Below are 15,194 nucleotides of genomic sequence, written 5' to 3' on the forward strand. Positions count from 1 at the left end.
GCGTCAGAGACCCGCCCAGAACCCGCAATTGTGCACGGTCGCGAGGTCGACGGGGCCGATCTCGCCCGGCGCCAGCGACTGCGTCTCAGGCGTGGGACGCCACTTCGGCAGTTCGCCGGTGTTCGGATTTCCGGACCGCGCGAATCGGGTCCAATACCGAATCATTTGTGCCGCGAGCTTCTGTTGCGCGGACGTCAATTTCCCCGGGGACGGGGTCATATCAGACAAATAGGCCAATTCGGATCCATGAGAAGCGCCGGCGCGCATTCCGGGCGGCATCGGAACGAGCGGCGGAGCGTCCTGATCGGCGAACTCATAGCTGAAGGTCCGGGTGCGCTCGCGCAGCAACCGCTCGGTCCCCGTCTGGGGGCAACCCCAGCTCCGGTCGGTCATGGCGTCCGCGAACGCCATCGCCGGGCCGCCGTGCTCCGCCGACGGGTACTCGGCGGCGACGAGCGGCGCCTTGTCCTTGAACGCTGTCCGCAGGAGTTCTTGGTAGTGCTCTTCGGTGAACGGCTGCCCGGGGTACAGCGCGACGAGCAGCCTCGACTCGTTCCTCGTGACCCCGGTCAGCACCGGGACGCGCGCGAACCGCCCCGTCTTCAGCGCCGCGACCGGATGCTCCGGCAGCAGATCGGTGCCGAACGCGGGCGCCCCGGGCGGCTGGCTCAGCAGATCCTTGGCCGGGATACGGCGAAGGCAGGCGACGTCGGCGCATCCCAGGTTCTTCGCGACGTCGGCGCCCACCGCCTCGGCCTCGGCGCGGGGAAGGTACGGCGACCCCGCGGGCACTCCCGGGAAGAACCCACCGTCGGGCCAGGTCAGGGTGCACGGCCCGCTCTGGAGGATCGCGCGGTGGAACAGTCCCGCGGCCGACGGCGAGGCCAGCTGGGCGCAGGTGCTCATCGCGCCGGCGGACTCACCGAACAGCGTGACGTTCCGGGGGTCTCCCCCGAAGGCGCGCGCGTTGCGCTGCACCCAGCGAAGGGCGGCCTGCTGGTCTTGCAGGCCGAAGGAACCGGAGTCGCGTCCGAGTTCGGGGTGGCCGAAGAAGCCGAACACACCCAGCCGGTAGTTCACGGTCACCACGACGACGTCTCCGCCGAGGGCCGTCCGCTTGAAGTCGTAGTCACTGCCCGCGCCGGAGGTGAAGCCGCCGCCGTGCACCCAGACCATCACCGGACGCGGCTTGTGCGCTGGTCCGGCCGGGCTGACCACGTTGAGATACAGGCAATCCTCGTTGTCGCTCGGCGCCGAACCGATCCCCGCCCCCTGCGAACATCGAGGTCCGGGTTTGCTCGCGTCCCGCACGGCGGTCCACGGCTCGGGTCTGGCCGGCGGCGCCCAGCGCAGGGCGCCGACCGGTGGCGCGGCGAACGGAATGCCTTGGAAACTCCGGTATCCGCCCGTGCTCACCCCGCGCACGGGACCGGAATCCGTGCGGACGACCGGGTTTCCGCCCGCTTCCGCCACGGCTGTCGTCAGGGCGCCGAACGTCAGCATGCTCAGGGCCAAGGTCAGAAGTCGCTTACTCATCCGTCGAGTTCGCATACTCCGACCTTGGCCCAGGGCAGCGGGCTTGTCACACGAGTTTCGCCTAGACGGGGACGAACGCCGAGAGCAGCAGCCAGGAGACGACGGCCGACGGAAGCAGCGAATCGAGCCTGTCCATCAGCCCGCCGTGCCCCGGCAGCATGTTCCCCATGTCCTTGACCCCGAGGTCGCGTTTGATCAGCGACTCGACGAGATCGCCCAGCGTCGCGGTGCAGACGATCGCCGCGCCGAACAGCACGCCCTGCCAGGCGTGGCCGTCGAGCAGCAGGCTCAGTGTCAGCGCGCCCGCGACCACACCGGCCACGAGCGAGCCCGCGAAGCCCTCCCAGGTCTTCTTCGGGCTGATGCTGGGCGCCATCGGATGCTTGCCGCCCAGCACACCGGCGATGTAGCCGCCGGTGTCCGAGGCGACGACGCCGATCATGAACGCCAGGACGCGGCCGACGCCGTCCTCGGGCGGGACGAGCATCGCGGCGAACGCACCGAAAAGCGGGATGTATGCGGCGGCGAAGACCGACGCGCTGATGTCGCGCAGATAGCCTTCCGCGCCGCCGGGCAACCGCCACAGCAGGCAGACGAGCACCGTCAGCACGAACGCCGTCAGCGCGCCCTCGCGACCGTACGGCCACGCCAGCCAGATCATCGCCTGGCCGCCGACGAGCACCGGGACCAGCGCGATCTGGATACCCGCCGCCCGCTTCAGCGCCCCGGCGAGCTCGATCGTGCCGACCGCGATGGCGATCGCGATGATGCCGATGAACAAAAAGCGCACGGTGAGCAGGGACGTGACGATCGCCGCCCCCAGCAGCAGCCCGACCCCGATCGCGGCGGGCAGGTTGCGGCCGGCACGGGAAACCTTTTGCGCCGGTTCCGGCTTCTCCGCCGGAACCGGTTCCGGGTTCTCCACCCGGTCCTCGCGTTCCTCGCTCACCTGGCTCATCAGACCTCGAGTAGCTCGGCTTCCTTGTGTTTCACCAGCTCGTCGACCTTGTGCGTGTACGAGTCGGTGAGGTTCTGGAGTTCCTTCTCGGCGTGGACGACCTCGTCCTCGCCCGCCTCGCCGTCCTTCTTGATCCGGTCCAGCTCTTCCTTGGCCTTGCGGCGGACGCTGCGGATCGAGACGCGGGCGTCCTCACCCTTGGACTTGGCGACCTTCACCATCTCCTTGCGGCGCTCTTCGGTGAGCTGCGGGATGACGATGCGGATCACGTTGCCGTCGTTGCTCGGGTTGACGCCGAGGTCCGACTCGCGGATCGCCTTCTCGATGGCGTTGAGCGCGCTCTGGTCGTAAGGCTTGATCAACGCCATCCGGGCTTCGGGGATGTTGACGCCCGCCAGCTGGTTCAGCGGGGTCGGCGCGCCGTAGTAGTCGACGACAACGCGCGAGAACATCCCAGGGTGGGCCCGGCCGGTGCGCACCGACGACAGGTCCTCCTTGGCGACGGACACCGCTTTTTCCATCTTCTCCTCGGCGTCGAGGAGGGTCTCGTCGATCACGGCAACTCCCGTTGTTGTGTATTCGTACCGGTTGCGAAGAACAGAGCAGGACTACGCGGGCACCCCGTCGGCGGGGGTGTCGACCAGTGTGCCGATCCTCTCACCACTGACCGCGCGAGCGATGTTCCCCTCGGTGAGCAGATTGAACACGATGATCGGCATGTTGTTGTCCATGCACAGGCTGAACGCGGTGGCGTCGGCGACCTTGAGGTCCCGTTCCAGCACCTCGCGGTGGCTGATCTCGTGGAACATCTCGGCTGTCGGGTCGCTCTTCGGGTCCGCGGTGTAGACGCCGTCGACGGCCTTCGCCATCAAGACGGCCTCGCAGCCGAGCTCGAGCGCGCGCTGCGCGGCGGCGGTGTCCGTCGAGAAGTAGGGCATGCCGACCCCGGCGCCGAAGATGACGACGCGGCCCTTCTCCAGGTGACGCTCGGCGCGGCGCGGGATGTACGGCTCGGCGACCTGTCCCATGGTGATGGCGGTCTGCACGCGGGTGGGCAGGCCCTCCTTCTCCAGGAAGTCCTGCAGTGCCAAGCAGTTCATGACGGTGCCGAGCATCGCCATGTAGTCCGCGCGGTCACGGTCCATGCCGCGCTGCGACAGTTCCGCGCCGCGGAAGTAGTTGCCGCCGCCGATCACGACGGCGATCTGCACGCCCGTCCGCGCGACGTCGGCGATCTGCTGAGCGACCGAGTGCACCACATCCGGATCAACCCCGATGGAACCGCCGCCGAACATCTCGCCGCCCAGCTTCAGCAGCACTCGCCGGTATCCGCCTTCGACCCGGACACCCATGTCGCCCTCCCTAATGCTCTGAACCCGACTGTGCCCCGTCCCCGATGGACGGAGACGGGGCACAGTGGTGATTCTTGTGTTCCGCGCCTGGATCAGGCCTGGCCGACCTCGAACCGGGCGAACCGGCTCACGGTCACGCCGGCCTCGTCGAGCAGGGCCTTGACGGTCTTCTTGTTGTCCTTGACCGACGGCTGCTCGAGCAGGACGTTGTCCTTGTAGTAGGCGTTGACCTTGCCCTCGATGATCTTGGGCATGGCCTGCTCCGGCTTGCCCTCTTCGCGGGCGGTGGCCTCGGCGACGCGACGCTCGTTCTCGACGACGTCGGCCGGAACCTCTTCGCGCGTGAGGAACTTGGCCTTGAGCGCGGCGACCTGCATGGCGGCACCACGAGCGGCCTCGGCGGCGGCCTCGCCCTCACCGGTGTACTCGATGAGCACGCCGACGGCGGGCGGGAGGTCCGCACCGCGACGGTGCAGGTACGTGGCGGTGGTGCCTTCGTAGGCGGCGACGCGGCGAAGCTCGAGCTTCTCGCCGATGCGGGCGGCCATCTCCTGGACGGTCTCTTCGACGGTCTTGCCGTCGAGCGAGGCGGCCTTCAGCTTCTCGACATCGCTGGTCTTCTCGGCCTTGGCGACCTCGACGATCTTCGCGGCGAGGGCCTGGAAGTCCTCGTTCTTCGCGACGAAGTCGGTCTCGGAGTCGAGCTCGATCAGCACGCCGTCCTGGCCGGCGACGAGGCCCTCGGCGGTGGCGCGCTCGGCGCGCTTGCCGACGTCCTTGGCGCCCTTGATGCGCAGGAACTCGACGGCCTTGTCGAAGTCGCCGTCGTTCTCCTCCAGCGCCTTCTTGCAGTTCATCATGCCGGAGCCGGTCAGCTCGCGGAGGCGCTTCACGTCTGCGGCGGTGTAGTTCGCCATCGTGCGTTGTCCGTCCTTTTCAGGTACGAGAAAGTCTTTTGGGAAGAGGTGACCCTCGGGGCCGCCCGGAGGCGGCCCCGAGGGCTGGGTGGATCAGGAGGAGGCGGTGGCCTGCTCGGCCGGAGCCTCAGCCGGGGCCTCGGCGGCCGCGCCGGTCGCGACGGCGGCTTCCTTGGCGTCCGCGGCGGCGGTCTCGGAACCGGCGAGCAGCTCCTTCTCCCACTCGGCCAGCGGCTCGTCGGTGGCGACGCCCGCTTCGGGCTTGGTGTCGGCCGAAGCGGAACCGTTGCGGCTGGAACGGGCCATCAGACCGGCGGCGGCGGCCTCGGCCACGACCTTGGTCAGCAGCGCGGCCGAACGGATCGCGTCGTCGTTACCCGGAATCGGGTAGTCGACCTCGTCCGGGTCGCAGTTGGTGTCGAGGATCGCGACGACCGGGATGTTCAGCTTGCGAGCCTCGCCGACGGCGATGTGCTCCTTCTTCGTGTCGACGATCCACACGATGCTCGGCACCTTGGCCATGTCGCGGATACCGCCGAGAGTCTTCTCGAGCTTGTCCTTCTCACGGGTGAGCGTGAGGATCTCTCGCTTGGTGAGGCCGGCGAAGCCGCCGGTCTGCTCCTGCGACTCGAGCTCCTTCAGGCGGAGGAGACGCTTGTGCACCGTCTGGAAGTTGGTCAGCATGCCGCCCAGCCAGCGCTGGTTCACGTAGGGCATGCCCACGCGAGCGGCCTCGGAAGCGATGGCTTCCTGGGCCTGCTTCTTGGTGCCGACGAACATGATGGTGCCGCCGTGCGCGACGGTTTCCTTGATGAACTCGAACGCACGGTCGATGTAGGTCAGCGTCTGCTGAAGGTCGATGATGTAGATGCCATTGCGCTCGGTGAAGATGTAGCGCTTCATCTTCGGGTTCCACCGACGGGTCTGGTGCCCGAAGTGCACGCCGCTGTCGAGCAGCTGCTTCATGGTGACGACGGCCATTGCCGGAATCAACCTCTTCTGTGTCGTGCGCGCCCGGCTCCGCCGGGACCGCGCTTTTCGGTTCGTCGCTCACGGCCGGGTGGCCGATCGCCCTGGTGCAGATGCCTCGGGCCCGGACCCGGGGGTGAAGTGATCCCAGAGACCGCCGGGCCGTGTGCCCCCGTCTGTCCTGACCCTCCGTGAGGAGATCGGCCATCGGGGGCGCGCACGTACACGCGAAGTCAGCCCGCTGACGCGGACCGCGCAAAGAAGTCTACTCCCTGTCGTGACCACCTACCGCACCGGCAGCCCCTGATGAGAGCGGTTGTCCACAACCGCCTCGGTTATCCACAGATTCCACCGGCGCGTCCCGCTCGCCACGCCGTGCCCCCAAGCTGGAACACATGACGACGACGACCTGTTCCCGCCCTGTCACCAGGCATTCCTTCGCGATCGACCGCACCGGCGGCAGGCACCGCCGCCCGGGGCACCCCCGGCGCCTCCCCCGCCTCGCGGTCCTCGCGACAGCGCTCGCTCTCTTGGCTTCGTCGACGATGCCGGGAACGGCCAGAGGCGCCCCTTCGCCGCAAGGGCGCCTGTCTTGGCCGCTGTCCCCGGCACCGAGCGTCACCAGGTACTTCGAGCCACCGGCGACGCCCTACGGCCCCGGTCACCGCGGCGTCGACCTCGCCGCCGCACCGGGCACGAACGTGCTCGCGGCCGCCGAAGGAGTGGTGATGTTCGCCGGGCAGGTGGCGGGCCGCGGGGTGGTTTCGATAGATCACGAAGGAGGGCTGCGCGCCACTTACCAACCTCTCGCCCTCACAGTCACCGCGGGTGATCAGGTCTACCGAGGTCAAGTGCTCGGGACGCTCGCCGCGGGGCATCCGGGCTGCCCGGAACCGGCTTGCCTGCATTTCGGCGTCCGGCGGGGTGAGGAGTACGTCGATCCGCTGGCGTTGATCGGCGAACCGTCGGAGATCCGCCTCAAACCTTGGGAAGGAAGCTAGGCGTGGCGACGGAGGCCTGGGCCGAAGACGTCCTTCGGCACGTGGGACTAGGCGAAGGGCCCCACCATCCGGCCGCTGGATGAGGCTGACCAGCGGGTGGAGGGTTATCGCAGGCGAAGCCGTGTGGAAATAGGGACATCTAACGTCCCTATTCCCACACAGCCCGGCACGAACGGACCAGTCACACAGGCTTGAGCCAGCTGCCGGTCTGGGCCGAAGGCTCCCTTCGCCACGTGGGACTAGGCGAAGGGCCCCATCATCCCGGCCGCCGGATGAGGCTGACCAGTGCGTGAAGGGTCACCGCAGGCGAAGCCGTGTGGAAATAGAGACATCCAACGTCCCTACTTCCACAACCCGACACGAACGGACCGATCACACAGACCTGACCGAGTCAGCCCGGGCCGAAGGCGCCCTTCGCTACATCAGACGGGACGAAGGGCCCCATCACCCCGCTGCAGTGAGGCGCCAGCCTGCGAGTCAGGCCTGCTCGACCAGTTTCGCGCGCAACCGCATGACGGCGCGGGTGTGGAGCTGGCTGACCCGCGACTCGGTGACGCCGAGGACCTTGCCGATCTCGGCGAGGGTCAGGCTCTCGAAGTAGTAGAGGCCGACCACGATCCGGTCGCGTTCGGTGAGCTGGGCGATCGCCTGCGCCAGCTGGCGACGGTTGTCCTGGTCGACCAGGACGGCCACCGGGTCGACGGCGCCGTCGTCGGGCAGGGTGTCGACCAGCGAGCCGCTGTCCTTGCCGGCGGCGACCAGGTCTTCGAGCGCGATGACGCTGGTCAGCTGCATCTGGCCGTAGAACTCGCGCAGGTCGTCGACGCTGATTTCGAGTTCGGCCGCCAGTTCGGCGTCGGTGGGCGTGCGGTTCAGCCGGGCGCCGAGGCGTTCCAGCGCGCGTTCGGCCTCGCGGGCCTTGCTGCGCACCGCCCGGGGGACCCAGTCCTGGGAGCGGAGGTCGTCGAGGATCGCGCCCCGGATGCGCTGCATGGCGTAGGTCTCGAACCGCAGGCCCCTGGCGGGCTCGAATTTCTCGATCGCGTCGACGAGGCCGAAGATCCCGGACTGGATGAGGTCGCCGACGTCGACGTGGGTCGGCAGGCCGGTGCCGACCCGGCCCGCGACGTATTTGACGAGCGGGGCGTAGTGCAGCACGAGCCTGTCGCGTACTAGCTGGTCCGGCGACTCGGTGAACTCCCGCCACAGCGCCTGGATCCCGGCGTCCACCTCGTAGCCCGACCGCGTTTCGGACGCGACGGCAGAACCGTCTCCGCCGGGACGGTGTTTCCCGGCGGCTTCGGTGACATGTGGGTCGGCGGTCATCGGACCGCCGTTCTCAGCATGCGACTCAGGGTGGTCTCCGTGCTCGTGCTCGTGCGGATGCGCGTGCGCCGCCGGTCCGGGCCGCCGGGTCACCTGCCGAGTCCTCCCCGGCATCATCGGGCCCGGGGGTGTGCGCGGTCGTGGATCGCCTTCAGCCGATCGACGGTCACATGAGTGTAGAGCTGCGTTGTGGCCAGCGTAGCGTGACCAAGCAGTTCCTGAACGCTCCGAAGATCGGCGCCGCCTTCGAGCAGATGGGTGGCCGCGGAATGCCTCAGGCCGTGCGGCCCCATGTCGTTCGCGCCCGGGACCGAGCCGACGGCGTCGTGGACGACCCGGCGGGCCGCCCGCGGGTCGAGCCTGCCTCCGCGCGCTCCCAGGAAGAGCGCGGCTTCCGTCTGGCCGTTCTTTTCGACGGCGAGCTTTCCCCTGCCCTCGTCCAGCCACACCCGCAAGGCCGCTTCGGCGGGAACGCCGAACGGCACGACGCGTTCCTTGCCGCCCTTGCCCAGTACGAGCACGACGCGGCGGGAGAAGTCGACGTCGCCCGTATCCAGTCCGCATAGTTCCGAGACCCGTACACCGGTCGCGTAGAGCAGTTCCACGATGGCACTGTCCCTCAAGGCCACCGGGTCTCGCTGTTCGGCACCGGCGGCTGAGGAGCGCATGACCTCGCTCGCCTGCTCCGCCCGGAGGACCCCGGGGAGTTTGCGGTGCGCACGCGGCGCCACCAGCCGCCCGCCGGGATCGGACGCGAGCGCCCCGCCTCGATGAGCCCACGCGGTGAAGGTGCGGGCGGCCGCCGCTCGCCTGGCCAGCGTCGTCCGGCTGGCCCCTTCCTCGCGTTGCCGGGCGAGCCAGCCGCGCAGCGTCCCGATGTCGAGATCCTCGAACCGGCCGCCGTTCACGTCCACGAAACCGGCCAGCGACACCACGTCGCCGAGATAGGCGCGCACCGTATGCACGGACAGCCCGCGTTCCAGGGAAAGGTGCCGCTCGTAGTCGTCGATCAGCTTCCGGACAGGCTCCGGCAGCGCGGCACGGGCGGCGCGCAGATCGGGTCTGCGGGCGCGTTTTCCCGTGCCGTGGGGACCTTCGGTCGACGGCATGCCGATCACGCTGCGCGATGTACGGCGGATGGTCAAGTATCGCCGCACCCTGTTGTGGTGTCCGTGGTCGGATCGTGCCGGGATGGCGTCTCAGGTGTAGGCCAGTCAGGTCTTGGCGGTCCGTCTTCGCCACCCTGCGTCACCTCTTTCCGCGAAACCGTCGAGCTCCAGTCCGGGAAGCAGCACACGGATCCGCTCGACCGGGATACCGGACTCGGCGGCGATCCGTTCTTCCGGTCTCGCCGACCGCTCGGACAGCGCGTCGTGCACCCGCAGCGCCTCCGGGCCGAGCCGATCGGTGCGGCGGCGCGGTTTCGACGGATCCGCGCTCTGCCGTCCCAGCCGTCCGGCGGTCTCGAGGATCTCGTCGACCGAGGTCACCAGCGTGGCCTCGCCCTCGCGGATCAGCGCGTGACAGCCGGCGGACATCCCCGACGACACCGGTCCCGGCATCGCCATCACGACCTTGCCCAGGGCCCCGGCGGTACCGGCGGTGTTCCGCGCACCGCTGCGCCTGCCCGCCTCGACCACGACGGTCCCTTCCGTGAGCGCCGCGATGAGCCTGTTCCGGACGAGGAAACGGTGCCTCGCGGGCGAGGTTCCCGGCGGGTACTCGCTGACCACCGCGCCGGTTTTCCCGATGGTGCGCAACAAGGTCGTGTGCTGGGCCGGGTAGCCGGCGTCGACCCCGCAGCCGAGTACGGCGACCGTCGTGCCGTCCGCGCTCAGCGCGCCCCGGTGCGCCGCGCCGTCGATGCCGTAGGCCGCGCCGGAGAACACCGGGATCCCCCGGCTCGCCAGGTGATAGCCCACTTCGGCGGCGTTGTGCTCACCGTATTCGGTCGCCGCGCGGGCGCCGACGATCGCGATCGCCTGATCGACAGCCTCGTCGAGCCTCGCCGGGCCACGCACCCACAGACCCAGCGGAGGCGCTGTCCCGGGGACACCCCTGTTCTGGGCGACGGCCAGCGAAAGCAACGGCCATGCCGGCCATTCGTCGTCTTCCGGGATGACGAGCCTGGTCTCGGTGCCGGCCGACCGCTCCAGATCTCGCTCGGCGTAGTCGTGCGCTCGGCGCGCGGCCGTCTCGTCGCGCACCTTCGGCGGGCAATCGATCAGCCGTACCCGTTCCGCGGCGACGACCGGGCCGTGTTCGCCGACGAAATCGGCCAAGGCGGGTGCCGGGGGCTCGGCTACGCGCAGCAGATACGACCGCGCGATCCGCTGGGCTTCGATTTCACTCATCCGGATGACCTCTCCCGGAAGTTCAGGGCCGCCGCGACCTCGTCCGCCTCCGGCTTGTCTGCGCCCTTCAGATCGGCGAGCGTCCACGCGATGCGAAGGCAGCGGTCCGCGCCGCGCGCGGTGATCGAACCCCGCTCCAGCGCCCTGTCCAGCAACGCCGTGACCTGCGGCGGCAGCGCGAACTCGCGGCGCAGCGCCGGGCCGGGCACTTCCGCGTTCGTCGGCCAGCCATGCTCCGCCCAGCGTTTCCCCGCTCGTTCACGAGCTTCCAGCACTCGTTCCCGGACGGTCGCCGACGATTCCGGCGGCTCGCTCAGATGTGCGCCGAGCGCGGAAAGCGGGCGCAGCCGGACGCGCAGATCCACCCGATCGAGTAACGGGCCGGACAAGCGGCCCAAGTACCGTCTTCGCGCTGAAGCCGAACAGGTGCAATCAGCGTCCTTCGTCGGGGCGCAAGGACAAGGGTTGGTCGCCAGCACCAGTTGGAAGCGTGCCGGATACCGGACGGCGCCTTTGACCCTCGCGATCCGCACTTCGCCCTCTTCGAGCACCGTGCGCAGCGACTCCAGCCGTTCCGGACCGAACTCGCAGACCTCGTCGAGGAACAGGATGCCCCGATGCGCCCTGCTGATCGCCCCTGGCACGGCCAGGCCGCTGCCGCCGCCGATCAGGGCGGGCACGCTGATCGAATGATGCGGGGCGACGAACGGCGGAACGGTGACCAGCGGTGCCGAGCGTGAAAGTGAACCGTCGATCGAATGCACCGCGGTGACCTGCAACGACTCTTCGGCGGTCAGTCGCGGGAGAAGGCCGGGCAAGCGTTTCGCCAGCATCGTCTTGCCCACCCCGGGAGGGCCGGTCATCAGCAGGTGATGTCCGCCCGCCGCGGCCACCTCCAGTGCCCACCGCGCTTCCGGCTGTCCCACGACGTCGGCGAGGTCGGGGACCTCCGGTGGTTCCTGCTCGACGAACGGCTCTGGCCGGGCGAGTTCCCCTTCTCCCTTGAGCCAGTCCACGAAATCGCTCAGCCGGGCTACCCCACCGACCTCAAGACCGTCCACGAGAGCGGCTTCGAACAACGACTCGGCGGGTACGACCGCCCGCCGGTACCCGGCGTTGCGCGCCGCCAGCAGTCCCGGCAGCACCCCTCGGACGGCCCGGACCCGGCCGTCGAGGGCGAGTTCGCCGAGCAGCACGGTGTTCAGCAGTTTCGTGGCCGGGACCGACCCCGTCGCCGCCAGGACCGCCGCCGCGATGCCCAGGTCGTAACCGGACCCCACCTTCGGCAGGTTGGCGGGCGACAGGCCGAGGATCACCCTTTCGTCCGGCCACGTCTGCCGCGAATTGCGGACGGCGGAACGGACCCTGTCCTTAGCCTCTTTCAGCCCGGTGTCGGGCAGGCCGACCATCGTCACCTTCGGCGACCCGCCGCCGATGTCGGCCTCGATCTCGATCATCTTGCCGTCGACCCCGAGGAGCGCGACGGACCAGGCCTTCGCCAACGCCATTCAGAACGCCGCCTTGATATGCCGGACCTGCGGCTGGGCACCGGGCCGGGCGACGATCGCGATGATGTCGTAGCGGACCGGGCACCAGCGGAGCATGAACGTGCGCTGCCACTGATGCGCGAGACGGCGGATGCGATCCGCCTTGTCCGGGGTCACGGCCTCGGCCGGGCTGCCGAAGCCCAGCCCCGTCCTCGTCTTCACCTCGCAGAAGACGAGGCGCTTCTTGTCCGTCGCCACGAGGTCCAGCTCGCCCTCGCGACAACGCCAGTTGCGGCTCAGGACGACGTAGCCCGCCTTCTCCAGATGCCGGACCGCGAGTTCTTCTCCCCAGCGACCCACCTCGATATGCGGTGCCCCGGCGGACGGCTGTTCGGCCGTGTTCATCATCTCGATCCCCCTCAGCGATCATCACGGTTCGTGTGCGATCAACGCTGCCAGGGTGATCGAGCGACGAGAAGGCTCGATTTGCCCGCCTGTGGATAACCGGGGTGTTGTGGATAACTCGGGCACGGCCGACCCGCGCGGGCCGGGAATCGTCGGCGACCTGTGCTAGACGCCCCGGAAGTACGTGAAGGCCCCCTTCACCACGCTAGACGCAATGAAGGGGGCCTTCACGTACTTCCGAAGATCAGCCGGAGAACGGACCGTCCTCCGGTAGCCGGAGATCCGGCTTGTCGAGTTCCTCGACGTTGACGTCCTTGAACGTGATGACCCGGACGTGCTTGACGAACCTGGCGGGCCGGTACATGTCCCAAACCCACGCGTCGGACATGCGGACCTCGAAGTACACCTCACCGCCACCGTCGCGCACCTGCACGTCGACGGCGTTGGCCAGATAGAACCGCCGCTCGGTCTCCACCACGTACGAGAACTGGCCGACTATGTCGCGATACTCGCGGTAAAGCGAGAGCTCCATCTCGGTCTCGTACTTCTCGAGATCCTCTGCGCTCATGAAATCCGCGCCCCTCCTCGCGATTCTGCTGATACTCCAGCGGCGGAGCGTTCATTGTTACCCACGTAAGGGCCGAGGGCACGTATCGGCACGCTTGGGTTTTCCAGTGCGGCGACGGTCAGCACGACCGGGTGAGGCGGGCTCGCCCGGTGCGCGGCGGCCGCGGTGGCCACATTCGCGTACGACCAGCGATGCACCGGACTCGGACCGTGCGTGTTCAGCGCCGCGCTGTGCTCACTGGTGCTGTAGCCCTTGTGCACGTCGAAGCCGTAGTGCGGGTGGACGTCGTGCAGGTCGCCCATGATCCTGTCCCGCGTGACCTTGGCCAGCACGGACGCCGCCGCCACACAAGCGACGGCCTTGTCCCCCTTGATCACCGGCACACTCGGGGCCGGCAGCCCGGAGACGCGGAATCCGTCGGTCAGGACGTAGCCCGGCGTGTTCCGCAGCGCCGAAACGGCACGCCGCATGCCTTCGAGGTTCATGACGTGGATGCCGAACAGGTCGACCTCGGCCGCCGGGATGACGATGACCGCGTAGTCCACCGCGCGCTGGACCACCCGGTCGTAGACCCGATCGCGGGCTTTGGCCGTGAGGACCTTGGAATCGGTGAGCTCGGGAAGCCGGGCCGCGTCGCCTGAGCGCAAGACGCAGGCGGCCACGACGAGCGGGCCGGCGCAAGCACCGCGCCCTGCCTCGTCGACACCGGCGACGGGCCCGAGGCCCCGCCGGTCCAGCGCACCCTGCAACCCCCAGAAGAGGTCGCCACGCACCACTGCCCGCGGCGGCCGAAGCGGCTCGGCCGGTGTGAGCGGTACAGGAACTCTCAAGGCCTTACCGCCTCCGGTCGACCGCCTTGCGCACTCCGGATGACATCCGCCTGCCGAAGAAGACCACGGGCCACGCCGCGGCGACGCCGACACCCAGGGGAAGCCCCTGCTGCCAGGCGGGCGCGCCGAGAGCCAGCGGCTGCGCGTTCGCCTGCGGATTGTGGTCCGAAACGCCACCCCAGCGGCCCGGCGGGAGCACGATGACGCGCGCCTTGCCGATGATGTTGTCCACCGGGACGGCGCCGTTCACCCCGCCGTTGCCCTGGAACCGGGAGTCGCTCGAGTTGTTGCGGTTGTCGCCCATCATCCAGACGTATCCGGCGGGCACCTTGACCGGCTCGAACGTCTTCTGGGTGGGCGGCAAGCCCTCTTCCCAGTGGACATACGGCTCGTCGAGCGCCTTGCCGTCCACGACGACGCGGTTGTTGTCGCAACACTGCACCGTCTGACCGCCGACAGCGATGATCCGCTTGACGAAGTCACGCTCGTCCGGAGGCGCGAACCCGATCAAGGAACCCAGCGCGCGGAAGCCGCTGACGAAGATGTTGCTGGACTCCGGCGTCTCGATCTCGCCGACCCAGGCGGGCGGTCCCTTGAAGACCACCACGTCGCCAGGGCCGGGATCGGTGAAGTCGTACGTGATCCGGTCGACCAGGATCCGGTCACCCGTGCACCCGGAGCAGCCGTGCAGAGTGGTCTCCATCGATCCCGAGGGGATCATGTAGACCTTGGCCAAGAACTGCTGGATCAAGATCGTCAGCACGAGTGCGACGACGATCAGGATCGGCAGTTCCTTCCAGAACGACCGCTTCTTGTTGACCTTGCCGAATTTCTTGGAGCCGGATCGGCCCCGTCGGGAGGCCCTGGTAGGGCGCTCCTCATCGGGGCGATCGGGCTCGTCTTCGGAGGTGTTCTGGGACACGGGTTCGACCACGACGCCAGGTTACCTGTAACCGTGCGGCTACCTACTTGGCGGAGGTCGTCTCGCGGTTTTCGCGGCGTTCCTTGATCTTGGCGGCCTTGCCGCGAAGCTCACGGAGGTAGTACAGCTTCGCCCGGCGGACGTCGCCGCGCTTGAAGACCTCGACCTCGGCGATGTTCGGCGAGTGCACCGGGAAGGTGCGCTCCACGCCGATGCCGAACGACACCTTGCGGACCGTGAAGGTCTCGCGGATGCCGCCGCCCTGGCGACGCAGCACGACGCCCTGGAAGATCTGGTTACGCTCGCGGTTGCCCTCGATGACGCGGACGTGAACCTTGAGCGTGTCGCCCGGTCGGAAGTCCGGGATGTCGGAACGCAGTGACTGCGCGTCCAGCGCGTCCAGGGTGTTCATCGGTGGTCCGTCCTCGTCTTCGTATGGCTTACGTGCAGCTTGGGCGCGCAGTTTCGGAACTGCGACCTACCCGGGGGCTGATGGCGTTCCGGTGTACGGCGCCGGCTGCGAAGCCGCGCGTCCACTCACGCCAACCTGTCAAGTATTGCAGACCAGG

General features: G+C 68.6%; 16 protein-coding genes. 1 reads left to right on the plus strand and 15 read right to left on the minus strand.

Going from position 1 to position 15,194, the window contains the following annotated elements; all coding sequences use genetic code 11:
• Window positions 1–3 precede the first annotated feature (3 nt).
• The 6 genes from HDA45_RS09210 to rpsB all read right to left on the minus strand — a co-directional run bounded on the left by HDA45_RS09210 (window position 4) and on the right by rpsB (window position 5,744).
• Window positions 4–1,536: a carboxylesterase/lipase family protein gene (locus HDA45_RS09210; RefSeq protein WP_246480657.1), complete on the minus strand. Its 1,533-nt coding sequence runs from the start codon at window positions 1,534–1,536 to the stop codon at window positions 4–6.
• A gap of 61 nt (window positions 1,537–1,597) precedes the next feature.
• Window positions 1,598–2,494: a phosphatidate cytidylyltransferase gene (locus HDA45_RS09215; protein WP_184893715.1), complete on the minus strand. Its 897-nt coding sequence runs from the start codon at window positions 2,492–2,494 to the stop codon at window positions 1,598–1,600.
• The gene (gene frr, locus HDA45_RS09220; protein ID WP_184893717.1) at window positions 2,494–3,051 is read right to left on the minus strand and encodes a ribosome recycling factor; all 558 of its coding nucleotides are present in this window, start codon (window positions 3,049–3,051) and stop codon (window positions 2,494–2,496) included. The genes HDA45_RS09215 and frr overlap by 1 nt, the downstream gene beginning before the upstream one ends.
• A 51-nt stretch (window positions 3,052–3,102) precedes the next feature.
• Window positions 3,103–3,846 (minus strand): UMP kinase, encoded by a 744-nt coding sequence (gene pyrH / locus HDA45_RS09225; RefSeq protein WP_005154669.1) that lies wholly within the window; start codon window positions 3,844–3,846, stop codon window positions 3,103–3,105.
• 92 nt (window positions 3,847–3,938) lie between these two features.
• Window positions 3,939–4,763 carry a translation elongation factor Ts gene (tsf, locus tag HDA45_RS09230; protein WP_184893719.1) on the minus strand — a complete coding sequence of 275 codons (825 nt, stop codon included), beginning with the start codon at window positions 4,761–4,763 and terminating at the stop codon, window positions 3,939–3,941.
• A 93-nt stretch (window positions 4,764–4,856) separates the two neighbouring features.
• The gene (rpsB, locus tag HDA45_RS09235; RefSeq protein WP_184893721.1) at window positions 4,857–5,744 is read right to left on the minus strand and encodes a 30S ribosomal protein S2; all 888 of its coding nucleotides are present in this window, start codon (window positions 5,742–5,744) and stop codon (window positions 4,857–4,859) included.
• Between the two features lie 383 nt (window positions 5,745–6,127).
• On the opposite strand from rpsB, the gene HDA45_RS09240 reads away from it, so the two are divergent.
• On the plus strand, window positions 6,128–6,733 hold the full coding sequence (locus HDA45_RS09240; protein ID WP_184893723.1) for a murein hydrolase activator EnvC family protein: 606 nt from the start codon (window positions 6,128–6,130) through the stop codon (window positions 6,731–6,733).
• A 477-nt stretch (window positions 6,734–7,210) separates the two neighbouring features.
• Here HDA45_RS09240 and HDA45_RS09245 read toward each other — a convergent pair whose 3' ends face one another.
• The 9 genes from HDA45_RS09245 to rplS form a co-directional block, all read right to left on the minus strand.
• Window positions 7,211–8,152 carry a FliA/WhiG family RNA polymerase sigma factor gene (locus tag HDA45_RS09245; RefSeq protein WP_184893725.1) on the minus strand — a complete coding sequence of 314 codons (942 nt, stop codon included), beginning with the start codon at window positions 8,150–8,152 and terminating at the stop codon, window positions 7,211–7,213.
• A 20-nt stretch (window positions 8,153–8,172) separates the two neighbouring features.
• Window positions 8,173–9,168, minus strand: coding sequence for a tyrosine recombinase XerC (locus HDA45_RS09250; RefSeq protein WP_184893727.1), 996 nt, complete (start codon window positions 9,166–9,168; stop codon window positions 8,173–8,175).
• A 105-nt stretch (window positions 9,169–9,273) separates the two neighbouring features.
• Window positions 9,274–10,413 (minus strand): DNA-processing protein DprA, encoded by a 1,140-nt coding sequence (gene dprA, locus HDA45_RS09255; protein ID WP_184893729.1) that lies wholly within the window; start codon window positions 10,411–10,413, stop codon window positions 9,274–9,276.
• Window positions 10,410–11,921 (minus strand): YifB family Mg chelatase-like AAA ATPase, encoded by a 1,512-nt coding sequence (locus tag HDA45_RS09260; protein ID WP_184893731.1) that lies wholly within the window; start codon window positions 11,919–11,921, stop codon window positions 10,410–10,412. The genes dprA and HDA45_RS09260 overlap by 4 nt, the downstream gene beginning before the upstream one ends.
• A complete protein-coding gene (locus tag HDA45_RS09265; protein ID WP_184893733.1) occupies window positions 11,922–12,308 on the minus strand; it encodes a YraN family protein in 387 nt (128 codons plus the stop codon).
• A 241-nt stretch (window positions 12,309–12,549) separates the two neighbouring features.
• Complete coding sequence (locus HDA45_RS09270) at window positions 12,550–12,873, minus strand: DUF2469 domain-containing protein (protein ID WP_003096226.1); 324 nt, start codon at window positions 12,871–12,873, stop codon at window positions 12,550–12,552.
• Window positions 12,870–13,649, minus strand: a complete 780-nt coding sequence (locus HDA45_RS09275; protein WP_184905459.1) for a ribonuclease HII — start codon at window positions 13,647–13,649, stop codon at window positions 12,870–12,872. Before HDA45_RS09275 ends, HDA45_RS09270 begins: the two co-directional genes overlap by 4 nt.
• 58 nt (window positions 13,650–13,707) lie before the next feature.
• A complete protein-coding gene (gene lepB, locus HDA45_RS09280; RefSeq protein ID WP_184893735.1) occupies window positions 13,708–14,637 on the minus strand; it encodes a signal peptidase I in 930 nt (309 codons plus the stop codon).
• A gap of 31 nt (window positions 14,638–14,668) precedes the next feature.
• The gene (gene rplS, locus HDA45_RS09285; RefSeq protein WP_005154717.1) at window positions 14,669–15,037 is read right to left on the minus strand and encodes a 50S ribosomal protein L19; all 369 of its coding nucleotides are present in this window, start codon (window positions 15,035–15,037) and stop codon (window positions 14,669–14,671) included.
• Window positions 15,038–15,194 lie beyond the last annotated feature (157 nt).

The sequence above is a fragment of the Amycolatopsis umgeniensis genome (assembly GCF_014205155.1).
Classification (GTDB): Bacteria; Actinomycetota; Actinomycetes; order Mycobacteriales; family Pseudonocardiaceae; genus Amycolatopsis; species Amycolatopsis umgeniensis.